The following is a 14,268-nucleotide window of genomic DNA, read 5'->3' as shown; positions in this document are numbered from 1 at the left end:
GATCGGCCTCGTGGACGCCGGTTCCGGCGCCGCGGGCGAGATCGCGAAGGTCAGCCAGGTGTTCTTCCCTATGTTGCAGCAGATCCTTCTTGTTCGCGGTGAATGACGAGAGGCATGCGTACAACGCAGCGGAAGCCGACATGGCTGGTCGAGGTATCGACCGGCTCGGCATGGCGCGCGGCGGGACGGTAGCGGCGGCAGTAATTGGGTGCGCAGAGATGCGAGCCGCCCTTCAGGACCTTGCGCGGAATTTTGATGTCCGGCTGGCGCGCGTCGTAGCTCGCCTCCTCGCGGCCGCCGCGGGGATTGTTCGGAATGCAGCAGGGCTTTGCGGCGTCAGCCGCGTGCCGGGCTGACCACCAGTCGGAAGTCCACTCCCAGACATTGCCGATCATGTCGTGGAGGCCGTAGCCGTTCGGCGGGAAGGCCATGACCGGCGAGGTACGCTCGTACCCATCCTCGCCGAGATTCTGGACAGGAAAGTTTCCCTGCCAGATGTTGGCCATGTGCTTTCCGCCCGGCATCAGCGCATCGCCCCAGGCGAACTCCTCGGCCTCAAGGCCGCCGCGCGCGGCGAACTCCCACTCGGCTTCCGTCGGCAAATCCTTGCCGGCCCAGCCGGCATAGGCCGCCGCATCGCTATAGGAGACGTGCACGACCGGGTGGTCGTCGAGACCCCCGATGTTGCTGCCGGGGCCGTAGGGATGGCGCCAGCTGGCGCCGCGCATGAAGGACCACCACTGACTCCAGTCGGTGAGATCGTTGATGCGCGGCAGCGGCGAGAACACCAGTGATCCCGCGTAGAGCATCTCCTTTAGTGCGCCCGGATAGTCGTTCGGGTCGGGAACGATCTGCGCTTCGGTGACATGACCGGTCGCGCTGACGAATTGCTTAAACTGCCGGTTCGTGACCGGCGTGCGATCAATCCAGAAGCCGTCGACCGAGACGCGGTGGCTCGGCGCTTCTTCCGGATAATGATGGTCGGATCCCATGCGAAAAGTACCGCCGGGAATGAAGACCATCTCGCCGGTCTTCACATCATCCGGCAACCACTCGCAGTGATCCATATCCGCCCGCAACATGATGGAAACTCCGATACGCGCGTTCCACCTGTTGCTATGACGCAGGCTTTGGTTGATCTCGACGACGGCACATTGCCTTGCACGTTGGATGCATTGTCTGGTCCCCTCTTTTTGGCGCTTTGGCGAGAAGACGACGCCGCATTGCGTCAACATCTCTTTCCTTTGCGCGCACGCTTTCGAGCACGCAGCAACACTTGCCGCGTGCGCTCTGCCATCCGCAGAGCGCGTTTGATCGATATCGCTGAGGTTGCAAAGGTATCCGAAGATCGACCGACTGTGATGTGCAGTTTGTGCCAGTACGCAGAACTGGCGGGTAAGACCTAACGCGCTATCTCGCAAACTCCTCGATCCGCAGTGCGATCAAGCGCAAACTTCGCGTCAAATTCGGCCATGATTTGCCTAAAACGCGAAGTCCGCTGATCGCACCCATCTCGCGTTGTGGTGGTATTTCGTTGCTGGCTGCCGTAGAATTGTCGCGCTTCAGTAACAGGGTACAACCATGGGGCAATTCCTTCTGGTTGATTCGCGAAAGCTGGACGGTTTTGAAGGTCTTCACCGAGCCGTTCACGGCTCGCATGTCGACGTGATGCAGCTCGGCCGTGGGCGGTTGCGCGGGACGTTGTCGCACATTGGCATCGGCGAGTTCTCGCTCAGCATAGGCACCTTCAACGTCGGCATGCGCACGCAGCGTGTCGCTAGCGACGACAAGCTGATCATCGGGATGCTGCTCACGGCCGAGGATCGCGTTGCTCACTGGTCGTTCGACATGCAGCTCAACGACGTGCTCGTCATTCCGCCGCTGCTCGAGCATGATGGCGTGTTTCACGGCGGCTCCGCTTATGCTGCCATGCGCTTCGACCTCGACGAGGTCACCTCGCTGTTTGGCGGCGAGGCGAGGCTGAGCGACCCCGACACTTGGCGTATTCGCGGCCATTTCCGGGCAGATCTGGAGACCGGGGCGATTGCATCACGCCGTCTGGTCCGGATCATGTCGCATCTGTGCACGCACAGCGGCGGGTTGACACCATCCACCGCCGATTTCTGGAAACGATCGATCGTCGAATGCATGGCGGCCAACGTCATGTCGTCGCTACCGCCCGACGACAATGGCTGGCTGCCCTCCGCAAGGCGGCTGATCCGCAGGGTCGAGGAATATCTCGACGAAGCCGGCACCCGCCCGGTGCATGTGTCGGAGATCTGCGCGGCAATGGGCGTGTCGCGACGTACTCTTCATCGCGCCTTTCAGGAGGTGTTCAGCCTCGGTCCGGCCAGCTTCCTCCGGCACAAGCGGCTGTGCGCCGTTCATTCCATCCTGCACCAGAGCGCGCCCGGATCGACGACCGTGGCAGCCGTCGCCATGCAGCAGGGCTTCTACGAGCTCGGCCGGTTCTCGCAATACTATCTTGCGATGTTCGGTGAGCGTCCGTCGCAGACGCTCGGAATCGCATCCATTCAGACTGCCGGGGACGATATCGTCGGAGCCTAGCGCTCTGCGCCTCGCTTGCGAACGACGCCATCATCGCAGAATGCCGGTGTTTTGCCCGACGTGTCAAACGGCAATACGCGAAAATCGCGGGCTTGCTTTTCGTCCCGCCAGATCGAAAACGACAAGCATCATGAAGACAACCCCCCTGCTACTGTGCATGGGGTTGTTTTCAAGGTTTGGGTTCGAACGGGCAGACCGGCTCGAGCCTCAGGCCGCGCAAACGATGACACCGTACCAGCCGAGCCCCCGATAGGTCTCGTAGCCCGGCGTCGCATGGAACGCGATCATCGTGCCGGAGCGGTCCCGGTAGCAGCCGGAGCGCTGGCCATTGAGCGACAGCGAAACGCGCTCGCTGAGGATGCCCTGGCCGTCGGAGGCGGCAATGACGCGGAAATGCGAGTCGACCAGCAGCACGCGGGCCTTGTCCATGTCGCCGACGCGCACGCCTTGCACGATCGCACGTGCCTGCGGCTCCCAGTCGAAATGGATGGCGAGCACGCCGACCGGGGCGCCGTTGGCCTGGCCGCCGGCGCGGACGCTGGCGCAATAGGTTGCGACGTGGGCATTGCCGAGCAGCGGCTGGCTCTCGATGTCGCCGGCAACATAGTCGTCGCCGGAGCGCAGGGTTTTCGCCTCGCGAAACCATTTGGTGTGGGCGACGTTCTGGCCGACGACGCGAAAGCGGTCGGCACGGCCATTGGCGATGACGTTGCCGTCGAGGTCGCAGAGCCAGAGGTCGAGATAGACGGTATAGGCGCCGAGGATGACGTCGAGCCGTTCTGAAGCGTATGTGACCGCCGCCTGAGCAGGCGAGGCCGCGCAATCGACCACGGCGGAATCGGTCGCCCACCAGCGCACGTCGCAGGTGCGCTCATAGAGGTTGCGGTCGATCAGCTCGATCGCGTTCAAGGACAAGTCCATCATGCGCTCGCCGCGCGAGCGCTGGCTCATGCGATCGATCGACGAGACGAGATCGCCGGTGCGCTTCGTCAACTGGCTTTCGAGCTCGCGGGCGATGGTCTCGACTTGCTGGCCGACGGCGCGGACTTCCTGCGCCACCACCGCGAAGCCCGCGCCTTGCGCGCCGGCACGCGAGCTCTCGATCAGCGCGTTCAGCGCCAGCATCTTCATCTGGTTGGTGATCTGCTGGATCGACTTGGTCTTGTCGACCGCGATCTGGTTGACCTCCGCGGTCAGACGATTGATCAGGGCGGAGATATCGGAATCGTCGTCGGCGGGTTCGGCGGTGGTCGGCTTGGTTTTCAGACCCAGCGCAGCAGACATCGGGGACTTCCCTTGGCAATGAGGCCTGATCTGCAACGAACCCGGAACAATCACTTACAGATCGAATACGAGTCTTTTTCTAGGATTCAACCTAACGCCTGCTTAATTTGCTGTTCGGCGGAATGCCCAAATGGTAGTCACTCCCGCCAGTCAGGCGGCCATCCACCGCTTTGTGCGGCCCGGCCGTTGCAAATCGCCGGGGATTGCCGGCCAATCTCTTTCAGCCAGCGACCGGACATCCGTAATTGTCCGGGTCCCGAGTTCCCAACAGCCAGCTTCTTGTCATGACGCCGCCCGCCACCGCCTTGCCCGTCGAAATGCCCCAGGCCTTCCTGGGCGTGACGCGCTCGCTCACGGACAACCTCTGGCGCGATCGGCTGGACGCGCGCGGCGCGGCCAAGGCGCTCGCCATCGTGCAGCGTCATCAGCTGCCGGAGTTGCTGGCGCGGGTGCTGGCGGGGCGCGGTGTCGACATCGACGCTGTCGCCGACTTCCTCGATCCGACCATCCGACAACTGCTGCCGGACCCGTTCACCGTGACGGAGATGGAAGCCGCGTCGAAGCGCATCGCCGACGCAGCAGTGAAGGGCGAGACCGTCGCGATCTTCGGCGATTACGACGTCGACGGTGCCACCTCGGCGGCGCTGCTCGCCTGGCACCTGCGCCATTGCGGGCTCGATCCGCTGATCCACATTCCCGACCGCATTTTCGAGGGGTATGGCCCCAACGTCGAAGCCGTGCGTGGGCTTGCGGCAAAGGGCGCCACGCTGCTCGTGACCGTCGATTGCGGCACCACCAGCATCGAGCCACTGGCGGAGGCGAAACGGTTAGGCCAGTCCGTCGTCGTGATCGACCACCATCAGGCCGGTACGGAGCTGCCGGAGGTCGACGCACTGGTCAATCCGAACCGGCTCGACGATCTCTCTGGCCTCGGCCATCTCGCCGCCGTCGGCCTGGTGCTGGTCACGCTGGTCGCGGTCAATCGCGAACTGCGTCAGCGCGGCTTCTGGACGGCGGAGATGCCCGAGCCAGATCTGCTCGGCATGCTGCATCACGTCGCGCTCGGCACGGTCGCGGACGTCGCGCCGTTGATTGGCCTCAACCGCGCCTTCGTCGCCAAAGGGCTGATCGCGATGCGGCGCCGCGATCATGTCGGCCACACCGCACTGATGGACGTGGCGCGGCTCAATGGCCCGCCGGAGGCCTGGCATCTCGGCTTTATGCTCGGGCCGCGCGTCAATGCCGGCGGCCGTATCGGCCGCGCCGATCTCGGCGTACGGCTCTTGCTGGAAGGCGACAGCGTCGAAGCCGCGCGGATCGCGGCCGAGCTCGACCGCCTCAACAGCGAGCGTCGCGTCATCGAGCAGGCCGCGGAGGCGCAGGCCGAGGCCGAAGCGCTCGCCTCGATCGGGCTGGAGGACAAGCTCGGCGTCATCGTCACGGCCTCCGAAGGCTGGCATCCCGGCGTTGTCGGCCTCGTCGCCTCCCGCCTGAAGGAGAAGTTTTCGCGGCCAGCTTTCGCGATTGCGCTCGAGCCCGGCGGCATCGGCACCGGCTCGGGCCGCTCGATTACGGGCGTCGATCTCGGCAAGGCGGTGCGACAGGCGGTCGCCGACGGCATTCTGCTCAAGGGCGGCGGCCACGCGATGGCTGCCGGCGTGACGCTGCGGAAAGAGAAGCTCGCTGAATTCCGCGCCCATCTCGAAAACGCGCTGGCGCGCGATGTCGCCGAGGCGCGCCATGTCAACGAGCTCTATATCGACGGTGCGATCTCGGCACGTGCAGTGACGACCGAGCTTGCAACCACGCTTAATCGCGCGGGTCCGTTCGGCAGCGGTAATCCGGAGCCCGTGCTGGCGCTGCCGGCGCATCAGCTCGTCTTTGCCGACGAGGTCGGACAGGCGCATCTGCGGCTGCGTTTCAAATCCGGCGACGGTGCCATCGTCAACGGCATCGCGTTCCGTTCGATCGGTCAGAAACTCGGAAATGCATTGGTGGCCAATCGCGGCCAGCAACTGCATGTCGCGGGCTCCATGTCGGTCGATCGCTATCAGGGCGCCGAGCGCGTGCAGTTTCGCGTCATCGACGTCGCACTACCGGACCAGGGGCCCGCCCTGATTAGATAGCGGCGTCAAACAGCAAACCTCAAACAACAAAAAAGAACGGGAGTGAACATGGCAGGGCAGGTTGAGGGCAAGGTCGCACTGGTGACGGGCGGCGCGTCCGGCATTGGCGAGGCGATCGTCGAGCTGTTCGCACGCGAAGGCGCGACAGTCATCGCCACCGACATCGACGAGCTGCGCGGCCCGGAGCTCGTCAAGCGCATCACCAGGGCCGGCGGCAAGGCGATCTTTCTTGAGCAGGACGTCACCCGCGAGGAACGCTGGCTCGAGATCACAGCCGAGATCGCGAAGCGCTACGGCCGGCTCGACATCATGGTCTCCAATGCCGGCATCGGCATTACCGTACCTTCCATCGTCGACATGACGCTCTCTGACTGGCGCAAGCAGAATGCGATCAACCTCGAGGGCGTGTTTCTTTCGGTCAAGCATTGCCTGCCGCTCATGCGCAAGCACGGCGGCGGCTCGATCGTCATGATGTCGTCGCTGGCGGGCCTGCGCGGCGCACCCGGCCTGTCGGCCTATTCGGCCACCAAGGGCGGCGTGCGGCTGTTCGCGAAATCGATCGCGATGGAGTGCGCGGCGGCCGGCGACGGCATCCGAGTCAATTCGGTCCATCCCGGCATCATCGACACGCCGATCTGGGGCAAGATCCCGACGGGTGCGACCGGCGCAGGCCAGAATGCGCCGATCGACCCGGAGGAGCGGGCCAAGATCGCAACGCCGCTCGGCCGCGCAGGCCAGGCTGCGGAAATCGCCTCCGGCGTGCTGTATCTGGCCTCAGATGCTTCGCGCTACGTTACCGGCAGCGAGCTCGTCATCGACGGCGGCATGAATGCCGGCGGGGTGGCGCGGCGGGCGTGAGACGTGCAGGGCAGAGTGGCGGCCGCAGGGGCTGACGCGCAGGCCTCCGCCCTATACAACGCGCGCAGATCCCGACCGAAAGAGGTTTTCCTTCGCTATGGCACACGGCCTTCACGCTGCCTCGTCCACACCTGCGCCGGTCCGCTCGAACCGGCCGGACCTCGCCACCGATGCGATCCGCACCGCGCGCGAGGATCTCGCCGCCTGCTTCCGCATGGCGGCGCGCAATGGCTTTGAGGAGGGTATTTGCAACCACTTCTCGGCCGTCGTGCCCGGCCATGACGACCTCTTCCTGGTCAACCCTTACGGTTACGCCTTCCGCGAGCTGAGCGCGTCAAAGTTGCTGATCTGCGATTTTCACGGTCACGTGCTCGACGGCGACGGCGAACCCGAGGCGACCGCGTTCTACATTCATGCTGAGATGCACAAGCGCCTGCCGCGCGCGAAGGTCGCGTTCCACACCCACATGCCCTATGCCACGGCATTGTCGATGACCGAAGGGGATCCCCTGATCTGGGCCGGCCAGACCGCGCTGAAATTCTACGGCCGCACGGCCATCGACCGCGACTACAACGGCCTCGCGCTCGACAACCGCGAAGGCGCACGCATTGCGTCGGCCGTGGGCAATGCCGACATCGTCTTCATGAAGCATCACGGCGTGATGGTGCTGGCCCCGACGATTGCAGACGCCTGGGACGATCTCTACTACCTCGAACGCGCCGCGGAAGTGCAGGCGCTGGCGATGTCGACGGGACGCAAGGTGCTGCCAGTCGATCCTGCGATTGCGGCCGAAACCTACAGGCAGATGCGCGAAGGCGATTCCGAGTCCGCGCGATTGCATCTCGCCGCGATCCGCCGTCAGCTCGATGCGGAAGAGCCGCAGTACCGGCACTGAGGCCGTCTACGATCCCTGCCGCAGTTTTGCCAGCACCTTCAGGCCGCCATAACCATCGGCGGGGGTGATCCCGGCGCGCTGCTGAAAATCCTTGATGGCCTTCATCGTGTCGTTGCCGACGCGGCCATCGGTGCCGCCGGTGTCGAAACCGGCTTTCGTCAGGCGCGTCTGCATCTCCTGCACCTCGGCGAGCGTCAGCACGCGCTCGGAGCCGGGGAAGGGCTGAATGAAGGGTGGGGCGCCTAAGCAGCGGTCGCCGAGATGACAGATCGCGAGTGCATAGTTCATCGAAGGATTGTAGCTCTTCACGGCATTGAAATTCGGTCCGAGCAGGAATGTCGGTCCGCCCGTGACGGGCGTCCACATTTGCGCGGAGGCGTTCGGTTGCGGAAAGGGCTGGCCGTCGGCGCGGGTGACGCCGGCCGCCTGCCACGCCGCATAGGTCCGGCTACCGCTCATCTCGCCGGACGTGCGCACCTCGTAGCCCCAATGCTCGCCGCGGTGCCATTTGCCGCGATTGACGAGATATTTTGCGGTCGAGCCCAGCGCGTCGTCGGGCTTGCCGAACGGCGAGACCTTGCCGTCGCCGTCATAGTCGATGCCGACATTGAGCCAGACCTCCGGCATCCATTGCGAATGCCCCATCGCGCCGGCCCACGATCCCTTCATCTGTTCCGGCGTGCTCCAGCCCTTATCCACGATCCGCAGGGCGTTAATAAGCTCGGCCTCCCAATAGGCTTTGCGCCGTGGCTCGTTCCAGGCGAGTGCGGCCAGCGAGGGAAACACCGGCGTCATGTGGTTCTGCTGCACCAGCGGATCACCGTAAGCGGACTCCACGCCCCACAAAGCCAGCAGCGTGCCGCGCTCGACGCCGAAATCGCGCTCGATGCGTGCGAACAGCGCCTCGTTGTTCTTCAGCGCGATCTTGCCGTTGATGATGCGCCAGTCGGAGACGCGGCGGTTGATGTATTGCCAGACCTGCTCGTGGAATTCGGGCTGGTTGCGCATCTGCTTGAACACGCTCATGTCGGGCTCGACACGTGTCATCGCGCGCTGCCAGGTCGCGGCCGAGATGCCCTTGGCCATTGCACGCGCGCGAAAACCCTCGCGCCATTCATCGAAGCCGGGAGGTGAGGCGAGTACGGGCGCTGGCAGCGTCAGCAGGGCGGCTGCGCCGAGCGTGGACCGGAGGAGGGCGCGGCGGGTGCAATAGGCCGAGGAATCAGCTTGTTTCATGCGTGCATTGTAGCGGGAAACATGGCTCCTGTGAGTCGGTCCCTGGAACAAGGGGAACAGGCTTGGACGTCTCGTTCCCCGGAACAAAGTGTCGCACCCAGGCATTCTCTCCCGATACAATCGAGGAGGACACAATGAGGAAGTATCTGTTTGCCGCCGCCATGGTCACTGCGATCGCAGCCCCTGCGTTCGCGGATGAAGTCGGTGTTCACGTCGGTCCGGTTGGAGCCGGGGTGACGGTCGGCCAGGCCCCCGAATACCGCGATCGTAACCGCACCACGGTCATCAAGGAGCGCGAGCCTGCTGACCGCAAGACGGTGATCAAGAAGGAAGATGAATTCGGCAATCGCAGCAAGACCGTGATTCATCACGACAACGATTGACGGAGCGGAGCCCCGGCGGATCGCCGGGGCCCGTCTTCTTCAACGAGCTTTCGGGGTGGAATGAAGATACGCGCGCATGCGGAAAGCCATGTCGTCGAACTCGATGATGGATCGTGCTGGCGGATTTTCCCCGGCGACCTCGCCGCGACGCTGAGCTGGAAACCTGAAACTGATTTGCATCCGGAGCCGAGCGGCGACCGGATGAGTTCGCACGTCCTGATCAATGGTACGGACCAAAGTCGCGTCCGCGTGATCGCGGCAGGCGAGATCTGGCCCGACGGCGAAGTCAAAAAAGTGTTGAAGGGCAAGTAGGTTGCTGCGCCAGGACGAATACTCCCGTTTTTGAGCGCATCGCTTTGCTTCTGTCTGGGCAGAATGTGGGCATGCGCGAGCTGTTCGACATCATCCGAGCCAATCCCTGGCCCTTCGGCGCGGGGCTATCGGTCGTGGTCCTGATGATCCTTGCCGAGAACTTTGGCCGCGGCATTCATGGTGACGGCGCCGCAGGCGGCGATTTCGCTGATTTCGGAGGGTGCGATGGTGGCGGTGACGGGAGTGACGGATGAGGCGGCGACTAGGCTCGCCTAGTCCTCCTGCAACTCCGTCGCGACGTTGGCGAGCCAGCGGCGAATGGTTGTTTCCGCCTTGGCATCAAGGCCTCCGGCCAGTCTCTTCTCCAATTCAATCACGCGTTCCCTGCAAGCTTTCAGCAGCTTTGCCCCGCGCGGCGTCAGCGTCCATTGCTGGATGCGACCGTGAACGGGATGCGGCGTCATCACAATTGCGCCGTCGCGTTCGAGGTTGCGGATGATCACGCCGACGGTTTGCGGTGTCAGGAAGGTGAGGCGGGCGACATCGGCACCGGACAGGCCCGGATAGGCGTTCAGCATGGTGAGCACGGCGAATTGCGGCGAGGTCACGCCGAGATCGGCCAGCGTGCGTTCCATTTTCAGCCGGACCGCGGCGTGGGCCTGGCGCAGGAGATAGCCGAGGTAGCCTTGCTCACCGCGCTTGCCTTCACCGGGGGAGGGCAGGTGTACCGTAGCCTCCTCCCTCGACACCTTCTGCCGCGGTTTCGATTTCGTGACGTTGGCCGACTTGCGCATAGTATAAGTGCTCTTATAATATATAAGCACCCTTATAATAGCACGAGGTGAGCGGCAATGTCACACGCCCGTAGTGAATACGAGGATTTCAAGAAGATTGCGCCGGACGCGTATGATCTGGTTCTGGCGCTCGGCCAGGTCGCGGCCAAGGCCAGCCTCGACAAGCAGCTGCTCGAGCTGGTCAAGCTGCGAGCCTCGCAGATCAACGGCTGCGCCTTCTGTGTTCAGCATCACGTTCTTCTCTCGGAGCGGCTCGGCGTGCCCGCGGACAAGCTCCATCTGGTCGCGGTCTGGCGCGAAGCGCCGATCTACTCGGCGCGCGAGCGTGCAGCGCTGGCCTGGGCCGAGGCACTGACCCTGCTGCCCGACGGCTTCGGCGACGAAGTCTATGACGAGGTGCAGCGCGAATTCTCCGAGACCGAGCTGATGTACCTGACGTCGGCAATTGCTTCGATCAACGTCTGGAACCGATTTGGCGCTGCCTTTCGCTGGACGCCGGCGAAGCGGCCGGTCGCGGCGAATGCCGCGGCATCCTGATTTTGACGAGGGGAGGTTGTCATGATTGGCATCAGTTTGGCCACCACGCAGCGCCAGATGCCGGTGCGCTCAATGGCGCTGGCTGTTGCCGGCGGGCTTGCCTGCGCGCTCGCGATCGGCAAGGTGCTGCCGGTGATGATGGACACCGTATCAGGCGCACTCGCCCCGCTCTGCGCCACGGCCGCGGAGAGCTCGCCGCTCGATAAGGTCGAGCCAATCGGTTCCTACGCATTGCCCAACGTGCCGGGCAGACGCGTGACCATCGTGCGCGTGTTCTATGGTCCGGGCGGATTCTCGCGGCCCCATCGGCATGCCGGCTCGGTGACGGCCTATATTACCAAGGGCGAGATCCGTTCCCAGCTCGGCGGCGGCCCGGTCGAGACGTTCGGCGTCGGCCAATCCTTCTTCGAGCCGCCGGGTGCGACACATCTGGTCTCGGCCAACGCCAGCACCACCGAGCCTGCCGAACTGATCGCCGTGTTCGTGGCCGACGAGGGCGCCCAGCTGACGACTTATCTGGAGTGACTTGTAGCCCGGGTGAGCGGAGGCTAGATCCGGGCTACATCGTGAATTGCGTCATCCCCCGTAGGACGCGGGATCGGGATTGTCCGACGGATGCTCGAAGGATCTCTTCAGCGAGGCCGGCATTGGCACCTGGAAGTTGGGGCCGCGCGGCGGCACCGGCTCCATGAACCATTTGCTGTAGATTTTCTCGATCTCGGGGCTCTTGTAGAGCCTTGCAGTTGCCCGATCGACCACGGCCTTAAAGGGCGCGCCGTCCTTGCGCAGCATGATGCCATAAGGCTCCGGATCGGAAAATGCGCCGGTGCTATCGCGTAAAGCGACGAATCCTTTGAGGAAGTAATCATGGCCGCGAGCTGGATGTCGTCCATGACGAAGGCCTGCGCGCGGTCGGTCTCGACCATCAGGAATGCTTCGGGGACGTCCTTGGCATTCATCACGGTGATGCCGAGCGAGCGGGCCGCGTTGGCCTTGTTGAGCTGGGTGATGTTGGTCGTGCCCGAGACCGAGACGACGGCCTTACCTTTGAGATCGTCGACTTGGTCGAGCTTCAGCGCCTTCTTGGACAAGAAGCGGCTTGCCGTCAGGAAATGCGTGTTGGTGAACCACACCTGCTTCTGCCGATCGGCGTTGTTGGTCGTCGAGCCGCATTCGAGATCCACGGTGCCGTTCGCCATCAGCGGAATGCGGGTGGAGGACGTGACGATGTTCTCGTTGACCTCGAGCTTGTCCAGCTTGAGCTCGGCCTTGATCTCGTCGACGATCTTCATGCAGATGTCGACGGCGTAGCCGACGATCTTCTGCTTGTCGTCGATGTAGCTGAAGGGTACGGCACTGTCGCGTATCCCGAGGGTGATCGCGCCGGTGTCCTTGATCTTCTTCAGCGTGCCGCTTAATTCCTCCGCATGAACCGGCACGGCGAATGCGACGGCGAGAATGGCCGCCGTGGTGAGACAACGCATGAGCTTCCCCTTCATCCTGTTTGGCTGCGGGGAGCCAAGCAATTCTGGGGCCAGAGAAGGTCAAGTCATGCGGAACGGGTCCGGAAGACGGTCCGGCCAAGCCTGCTGCGCTGTCATTGGCGCGTCATCAAAACACGGCGGTCGCGTGGAGCCGCGCGTCAGTTCTCTTCGCTGCTCGATCCCTCGCGCGGATCTGGCTTGATCACATCTTCGGGCAGTGCGTGTGCGACCGGCTGCGGGGTGCCCGCGATCTCCGGGCCGATCTCGCGGCCGCGGGCGTGGATCAGACGCTCATAGGCCGAGACCAGCGTGACGTAGGGGCTGACCCAGATCCAGCCGTCGCGGGTGAACAGCTGAACGTCGAAATGCAAGTGCATCGACGTGCCGGCAGGATGGTCGAGATAGTTCGAGATCACGCCAATTTTCTCGCCTTCGGTGACGATACGGCCGTTGAGCACTCCGTTGGCGTTCATCGCCTCCGGGTTCATGTGCATGTAGCGGAAGCGGATGTGCTCGGTCCGGCTGTTGACCTCGAGCGTCGCGGCCTGGTCCTTGGGGGCTCTGATCACCACGGCATCGCGCGCGGCAACGACGCTGCGCTGCTTGGGATCGCAGGGCGCGCGGCCGTCAGCCGGCGAGGGGCAGCCGGCGGCGCGAATGTCCTCGCCCTGATGGCCATAGCCGCCGCCGCATTGCCAGACCTCGAAGCTGCGTGACTCGCAGAAATTGTCGCGCCAGGGATAGGCGGTCGGGCCGTCGTCCTTGTCGCGCTTGGCGTAGGATTGCGAATGCACGAAGGCTGGCGCCCGTTCGAGCGGAAAGCGGATCTGCGCATAGGCCATCGCATCGGGATGGCCGCCCTGTCTGCGATAACCGGTGTTCGGGATGATGTCGCCGCTCGGCCGGTAGCTGAAATCCGCCGAACGCGCGGCGGGACGATCGATCACGTCGGAGGCGACGTCCATCAGCGGCCGCGTGCGCAGGCCGCCGGCGATGTGCAGCGCCTTCAGGAAGCGCTCGGCAACGGGATAAGCTTCCTTGCAGGCAAGACGTCGCGGTTTTGCGACGCTGTCCAGGCACTGGATCGACACCACATAGGCGACACCGAAGCGCGTGAAGGCGTAGCGCACATAGCCTTCGCGGATGAACCTGCGCAAATCCGGATAGATTGTTGCCAACGGCTTGACCGGCTCACCCTTGCCGCCGGCGGGGTCGGCAATGTCGTAGACCAGGGCCGATCCCGTGATTTGAATTTCGACCGGTTTCGCGAAGACGCGGGTCGGCATGCCGTCGCCGGCGCCGGGTTCTAATGAAAAGCCCGCGCTATAGCCGGCGGGGCCGGCGTCGAACACGTCGACGGGATCGAAATCGGCCTGGTAGCGCGACAGCGCGAGCGGTGTGCCCGGCGCGCCACTGCGCTGCGCCTCGAGATAGGCGGCGGCATCGAACGGCAGCAGCACGGGAACGGAGCTGCGGGCGATGCCAGTGAAGAATTGCGAGGAGACCGCATTGAGCTGAACCAGTGCCGGCATCGCGCGCGGATCGAAGCGCGGCACCGAACGGCGCGGCGCGAAAATGAAATCGCCTGCGATCCGAGGCCGACTATTGATCTCGGTGCGGAGCTGGCCGAGCGCTGCGCGCCAGTCGACGCGCAGGGCCGAGAGCGAGGGGCTGCGGAATTCATCCGCAGCGAGCGGAGGTGCGCTGAGGAGCGACAGCGACGCCAGAAGTAGCGAGACGAAGCGGAAAGTCTTCCTACCCACTGTCTCGCCCCCCGGCGCCACCAGTTCC

14 protein-coding genes and 1 pseudogene are annotated in these 14,268 nt (G+C 64.0%); 9 read left to right on the top strand and 6 right to left on the bottom strand.

Translation table 11 applies throughout. From position 1 onward, the window contains the following. Positions 1 to 68 precede the first annotated feature (68 nt). Positions 69 to 1,082, bottom strand: coding sequence for a formylglycine-generating enzyme family protein (locus JJE66_RS20170; RefSeq protein ID WP_200516263.1), 1,014 nt, complete (start codon positions 1,080 to 1,082; stop codon positions 69 to 71). A 499-nt stretch (positions 1,083 to 1,581) separates the two neighbouring features. On the opposite strand from JJE66_RS20170, the gene JJE66_RS20165 reads away from it, so the two are divergent. Further along, complete coding sequence (locus tag JJE66_RS20165; RefSeq protein WP_200516262.1) at positions 1,582 to 2,568, top strand: helix-turn-helix domain-containing protein; 987 nt, start codon at positions 1,582 to 1,584, stop codon at positions 2,566 to 2,568. A 207-nt stretch (positions 2,569 to 2,775) separates the two neighbouring features. Here the strand turns inward: JJE66_RS20165 and JJE66_RS20160 are convergent, their stop codons facing one another. After that, positions 2,776 to 3,852 carry a methyl-accepting chemotaxis protein gene (locus JJE66_RS20160; protein WP_200516261.1) on the bottom strand — a complete coding sequence of 359 codons (1,077 nt, stop codon included), beginning with the start codon at positions 3,850 to 3,852 and terminating at the stop codon, positions 2,776 to 2,778. Positions 3,853 to 4,136: 284 nt separating this feature from the next. On the opposite strand from JJE66_RS20160, the gene recJ reads away from it, so the two are divergent. The 3 genes from recJ (at position 4,137) to JJE66_RS20145 (ending at position 7,731) form a co-directional block, all read left to right on the top strand. Beyond that, positions 4,137 to 5,978, top strand: a complete 1,842-nt coding sequence (gene recJ / locus JJE66_RS20155; protein ID WP_200516260.1) for a single-stranded-DNA-specific exonuclease RecJ — start codon at positions 4,137 to 4,139, stop codon at positions 5,976 to 5,978. Between the two features lie 48 nt (positions 5,979 to 6,026). Then, positions 6,027 to 6,836: an SDR family NAD(P)-dependent oxidoreductase gene (locus JJE66_RS20150; RefSeq protein WP_200516259.1), complete on the top strand. Its 810-nt coding sequence runs from the start codon at positions 6,027 to 6,029 to the stop codon at positions 6,834 to 6,836. Positions 6,837 to 6,933: 97 nt separating this feature from the next. Next, positions 6,934 to 7,731, top strand: a complete 798-nt coding sequence (locus JJE66_RS20145; RefSeq protein ID WP_200516258.1) for an aldolase — start codon at positions 6,934 to 6,936, stop codon at positions 7,729 to 7,731. A gap of 6 nt (positions 7,732 to 7,737) precedes the next feature. Here the strand turns inward: JJE66_RS20145 and JJE66_RS20140 are convergent, their stop codons facing one another. Then, the gene (locus JJE66_RS20140; RefSeq protein ID WP_200516257.1) at positions 7,738 to 8,967 is read right to left on the bottom strand and encodes a lytic murein transglycosylase; all 1,230 of its coding nucleotides are present in this window, start codon (positions 8,965 to 8,967) and stop codon (positions 7,738 to 7,740) included. A gap of 134 nt (positions 8,968 to 9,101) precedes the next feature. Between JJE66_RS20140 and JJE66_RS20135 the strand changes: the two genes are divergently transcribed. The 3 genes from JJE66_RS20135 to JJE66_RS20125 all read left to right on the top strand — a co-directional run bounded on the left by JJE66_RS20135 (position 9,102) and on the right by JJE66_RS20125 (position 9,916). Beyond that, complete coding sequence (locus tag JJE66_RS20135; RefSeq protein WP_200516256.1) at positions 9,102 to 9,350, top strand: hypothetical protein; 249 nt, start codon at positions 9,102 to 9,104, stop codon at positions 9,348 to 9,350. A 60-nt stretch (positions 9,351 to 9,410) separates the two neighbouring features. Continuing rightward, positions 9,411 to 9,662, top strand: a complete 252-nt coding sequence (locus tag JJE66_RS20130) for a hypothetical protein (RefSeq protein ID WP_200516255.1) — start codon at positions 9,411 to 9,413, stop codon at positions 9,660 to 9,662. A 71-nt stretch (positions 9,663 to 9,733) separates the two neighbouring features. Then, a complete protein-coding gene (locus tag JJE66_RS20125) occupies positions 9,734 to 9,916 on the top strand; it encodes a hypothetical protein (protein WP_200516254.1) in 183 nt (60 codons plus the stop codon). An 18-nt stretch (positions 9,917 to 9,934) separates the two neighbouring features. On the opposite strand, the gene JJE66_RS20120 is transcribed toward JJE66_RS20125, so the two are convergent. After that, positions 9,935 to 10,456 (bottom strand): MarR family winged helix-turn-helix transcriptional regulator, encoded by a 522-nt coding sequence (locus JJE66_RS20120; RefSeq protein WP_200516253.1) that lies wholly within the window; start codon positions 10,454 to 10,456, stop codon positions 9,935 to 9,937. A 57-nt stretch (positions 10,457 to 10,513) separates the two neighbouring features. Here JJE66_RS20120 and JJE66_RS20115 point away from each other — a divergent pair, with 57 nt between their 5' ends. Beyond that, a complete protein-coding gene (locus JJE66_RS20115) occupies positions 10,514 to 10,993 on the top strand; it encodes a carboxymuconolactone decarboxylase family protein (protein WP_200516252.1) in 480 nt (159 codons plus the stop codon). Between the two features lie 21 nt (positions 10,994 to 11,014). Beyond that, positions 11,015 to 11,518, top strand: a complete 504-nt coding sequence (locus JJE66_RS20110) for a cupin domain-containing protein (RefSeq protein ID WP_200516251.1) — start codon at positions 11,015 to 11,017, stop codon at positions 11,516 to 11,518. Positions 11,519 to 11,569: 51 nt separating this feature from the next. On the opposite strand, the pseudogene JJE66_RS20105 reads toward JJE66_RS20110, so the two are convergent. Next, positions 11,570 to 12,477, bottom strand: a pseudogene (locus JJE66_RS20105) (amino acid ABC transporter substrate-binding protein). 158 nt (positions 12,478 to 12,635) lie between these two features. Then, a complete protein-coding gene (locus JJE66_RS20100) occupies positions 12,636 to 14,261 on the bottom strand; it encodes a M23 family peptidase (protein ID WP_200516250.1) in 1,626 nt (541 codons plus the stop codon). Positions 14,262 to 14,268: the final 7 nt, after the last annotated feature.

The organism is Bradyrhizobium diazoefficiens (assembly GCF_016612535.1).
Classification (GTDB): domain Bacteria; phylum Pseudomonadota; class Alphaproteobacteria; order Rhizobiales; family Xanthobacteraceae; genus Bradyrhizobium; species Bradyrhizobium diazoefficiens_C.
This window is presented reverse-complemented; position numbering and strand designations above follow the sequence as displayed.

Bases quoted from the DNA above. Each gene is read 5' to 3' on its own strand.
- JJE66_RS20145 (WP_200516258.1), top strand. From the start codon at position 6,934: ATGGCACACGGCCTTCACGCTGCCTCGTCCACACCTGCGCCGGTCCGC.
- JJE66_RS20170 (WP_200516263.1), bottom strand. From the start codon at position 1,082: ATGTTGCGGGCGGATATGGATCACTGCGAGTGGTTGCCGGATGATGTG.
- JJE66_RS20135 (WP_200516256.1), top strand. From the start codon at position 9,102: ATGAGGAAGTATCTGTTTGCCGCCGCCATGGTCACTGCGATCGCAGCC.
- JJE66_RS20125 (WP_200516254.1), top strand. From the start codon at position 9,734: ATGCGCGAGCTGTTCGACATCATCCGAGCCAATCCCTGGCCCTTCGGC.
- JJE66_RS20115 (WP_200516252.1), top strand. From the start codon at position 10,514: ATGTCACACGCCCGTAGTGAATACGAGGATTTCAAGAAGATTGCGCCG.
- JJE66_RS20130 (WP_200516255.1), top strand. From the start codon at position 9,411: ATGAAGATACGCGCGCATGCGGAAAGCCATGTCGTCGAACTCGATGAT.
- JJE66_RS20140 (WP_200516257.1), bottom strand. From the start codon at position 8,967: ATGAAACAAGCTGATTCCTCGGCCTATTGCACCCGCCGCGCCCTCCTC.
- recJ (WP_200516260.1), top strand. From the start codon at position 4,137: ATGACGCCGCCCGCCACCGCCTTGCCCGTCGAAATGCCCCAGGCCTTC.
- JJE66_RS20150 (WP_200516259.1), top strand. From the start codon at position 6,027: ATGGCAGGGCAGGTTGAGGGCAAGGTCGCACTGGTGACGGGCGGCGCG.
- JJE66_RS20160 (WP_200516261.1), bottom strand. From the start codon at position 3,852: ATGTCTGCTGCGCTGGGTCTGAAAACCAAGCCGACCACCGCCGAACCC.
- JJE66_RS20120 (WP_200516253.1), bottom strand. From the start codon at position 10,456: ATGCGCAAGTCGGCCAACGTCACGAAATCGAAACCGCGGCAGAAGGTG.
- JJE66_RS20110 (WP_200516251.1), top strand. From the start codon at position 11,015: ATGATTGGCATCAGTTTGGCCACCACGCAGCGCCAGATGCCGGTGCGC.
- JJE66_RS20165 (WP_200516262.1), top strand. From the start codon at position 1,582: ATGGGGCAATTCCTTCTGGTTGATTCGCGAAAGCTGGACGGTTTTGAA.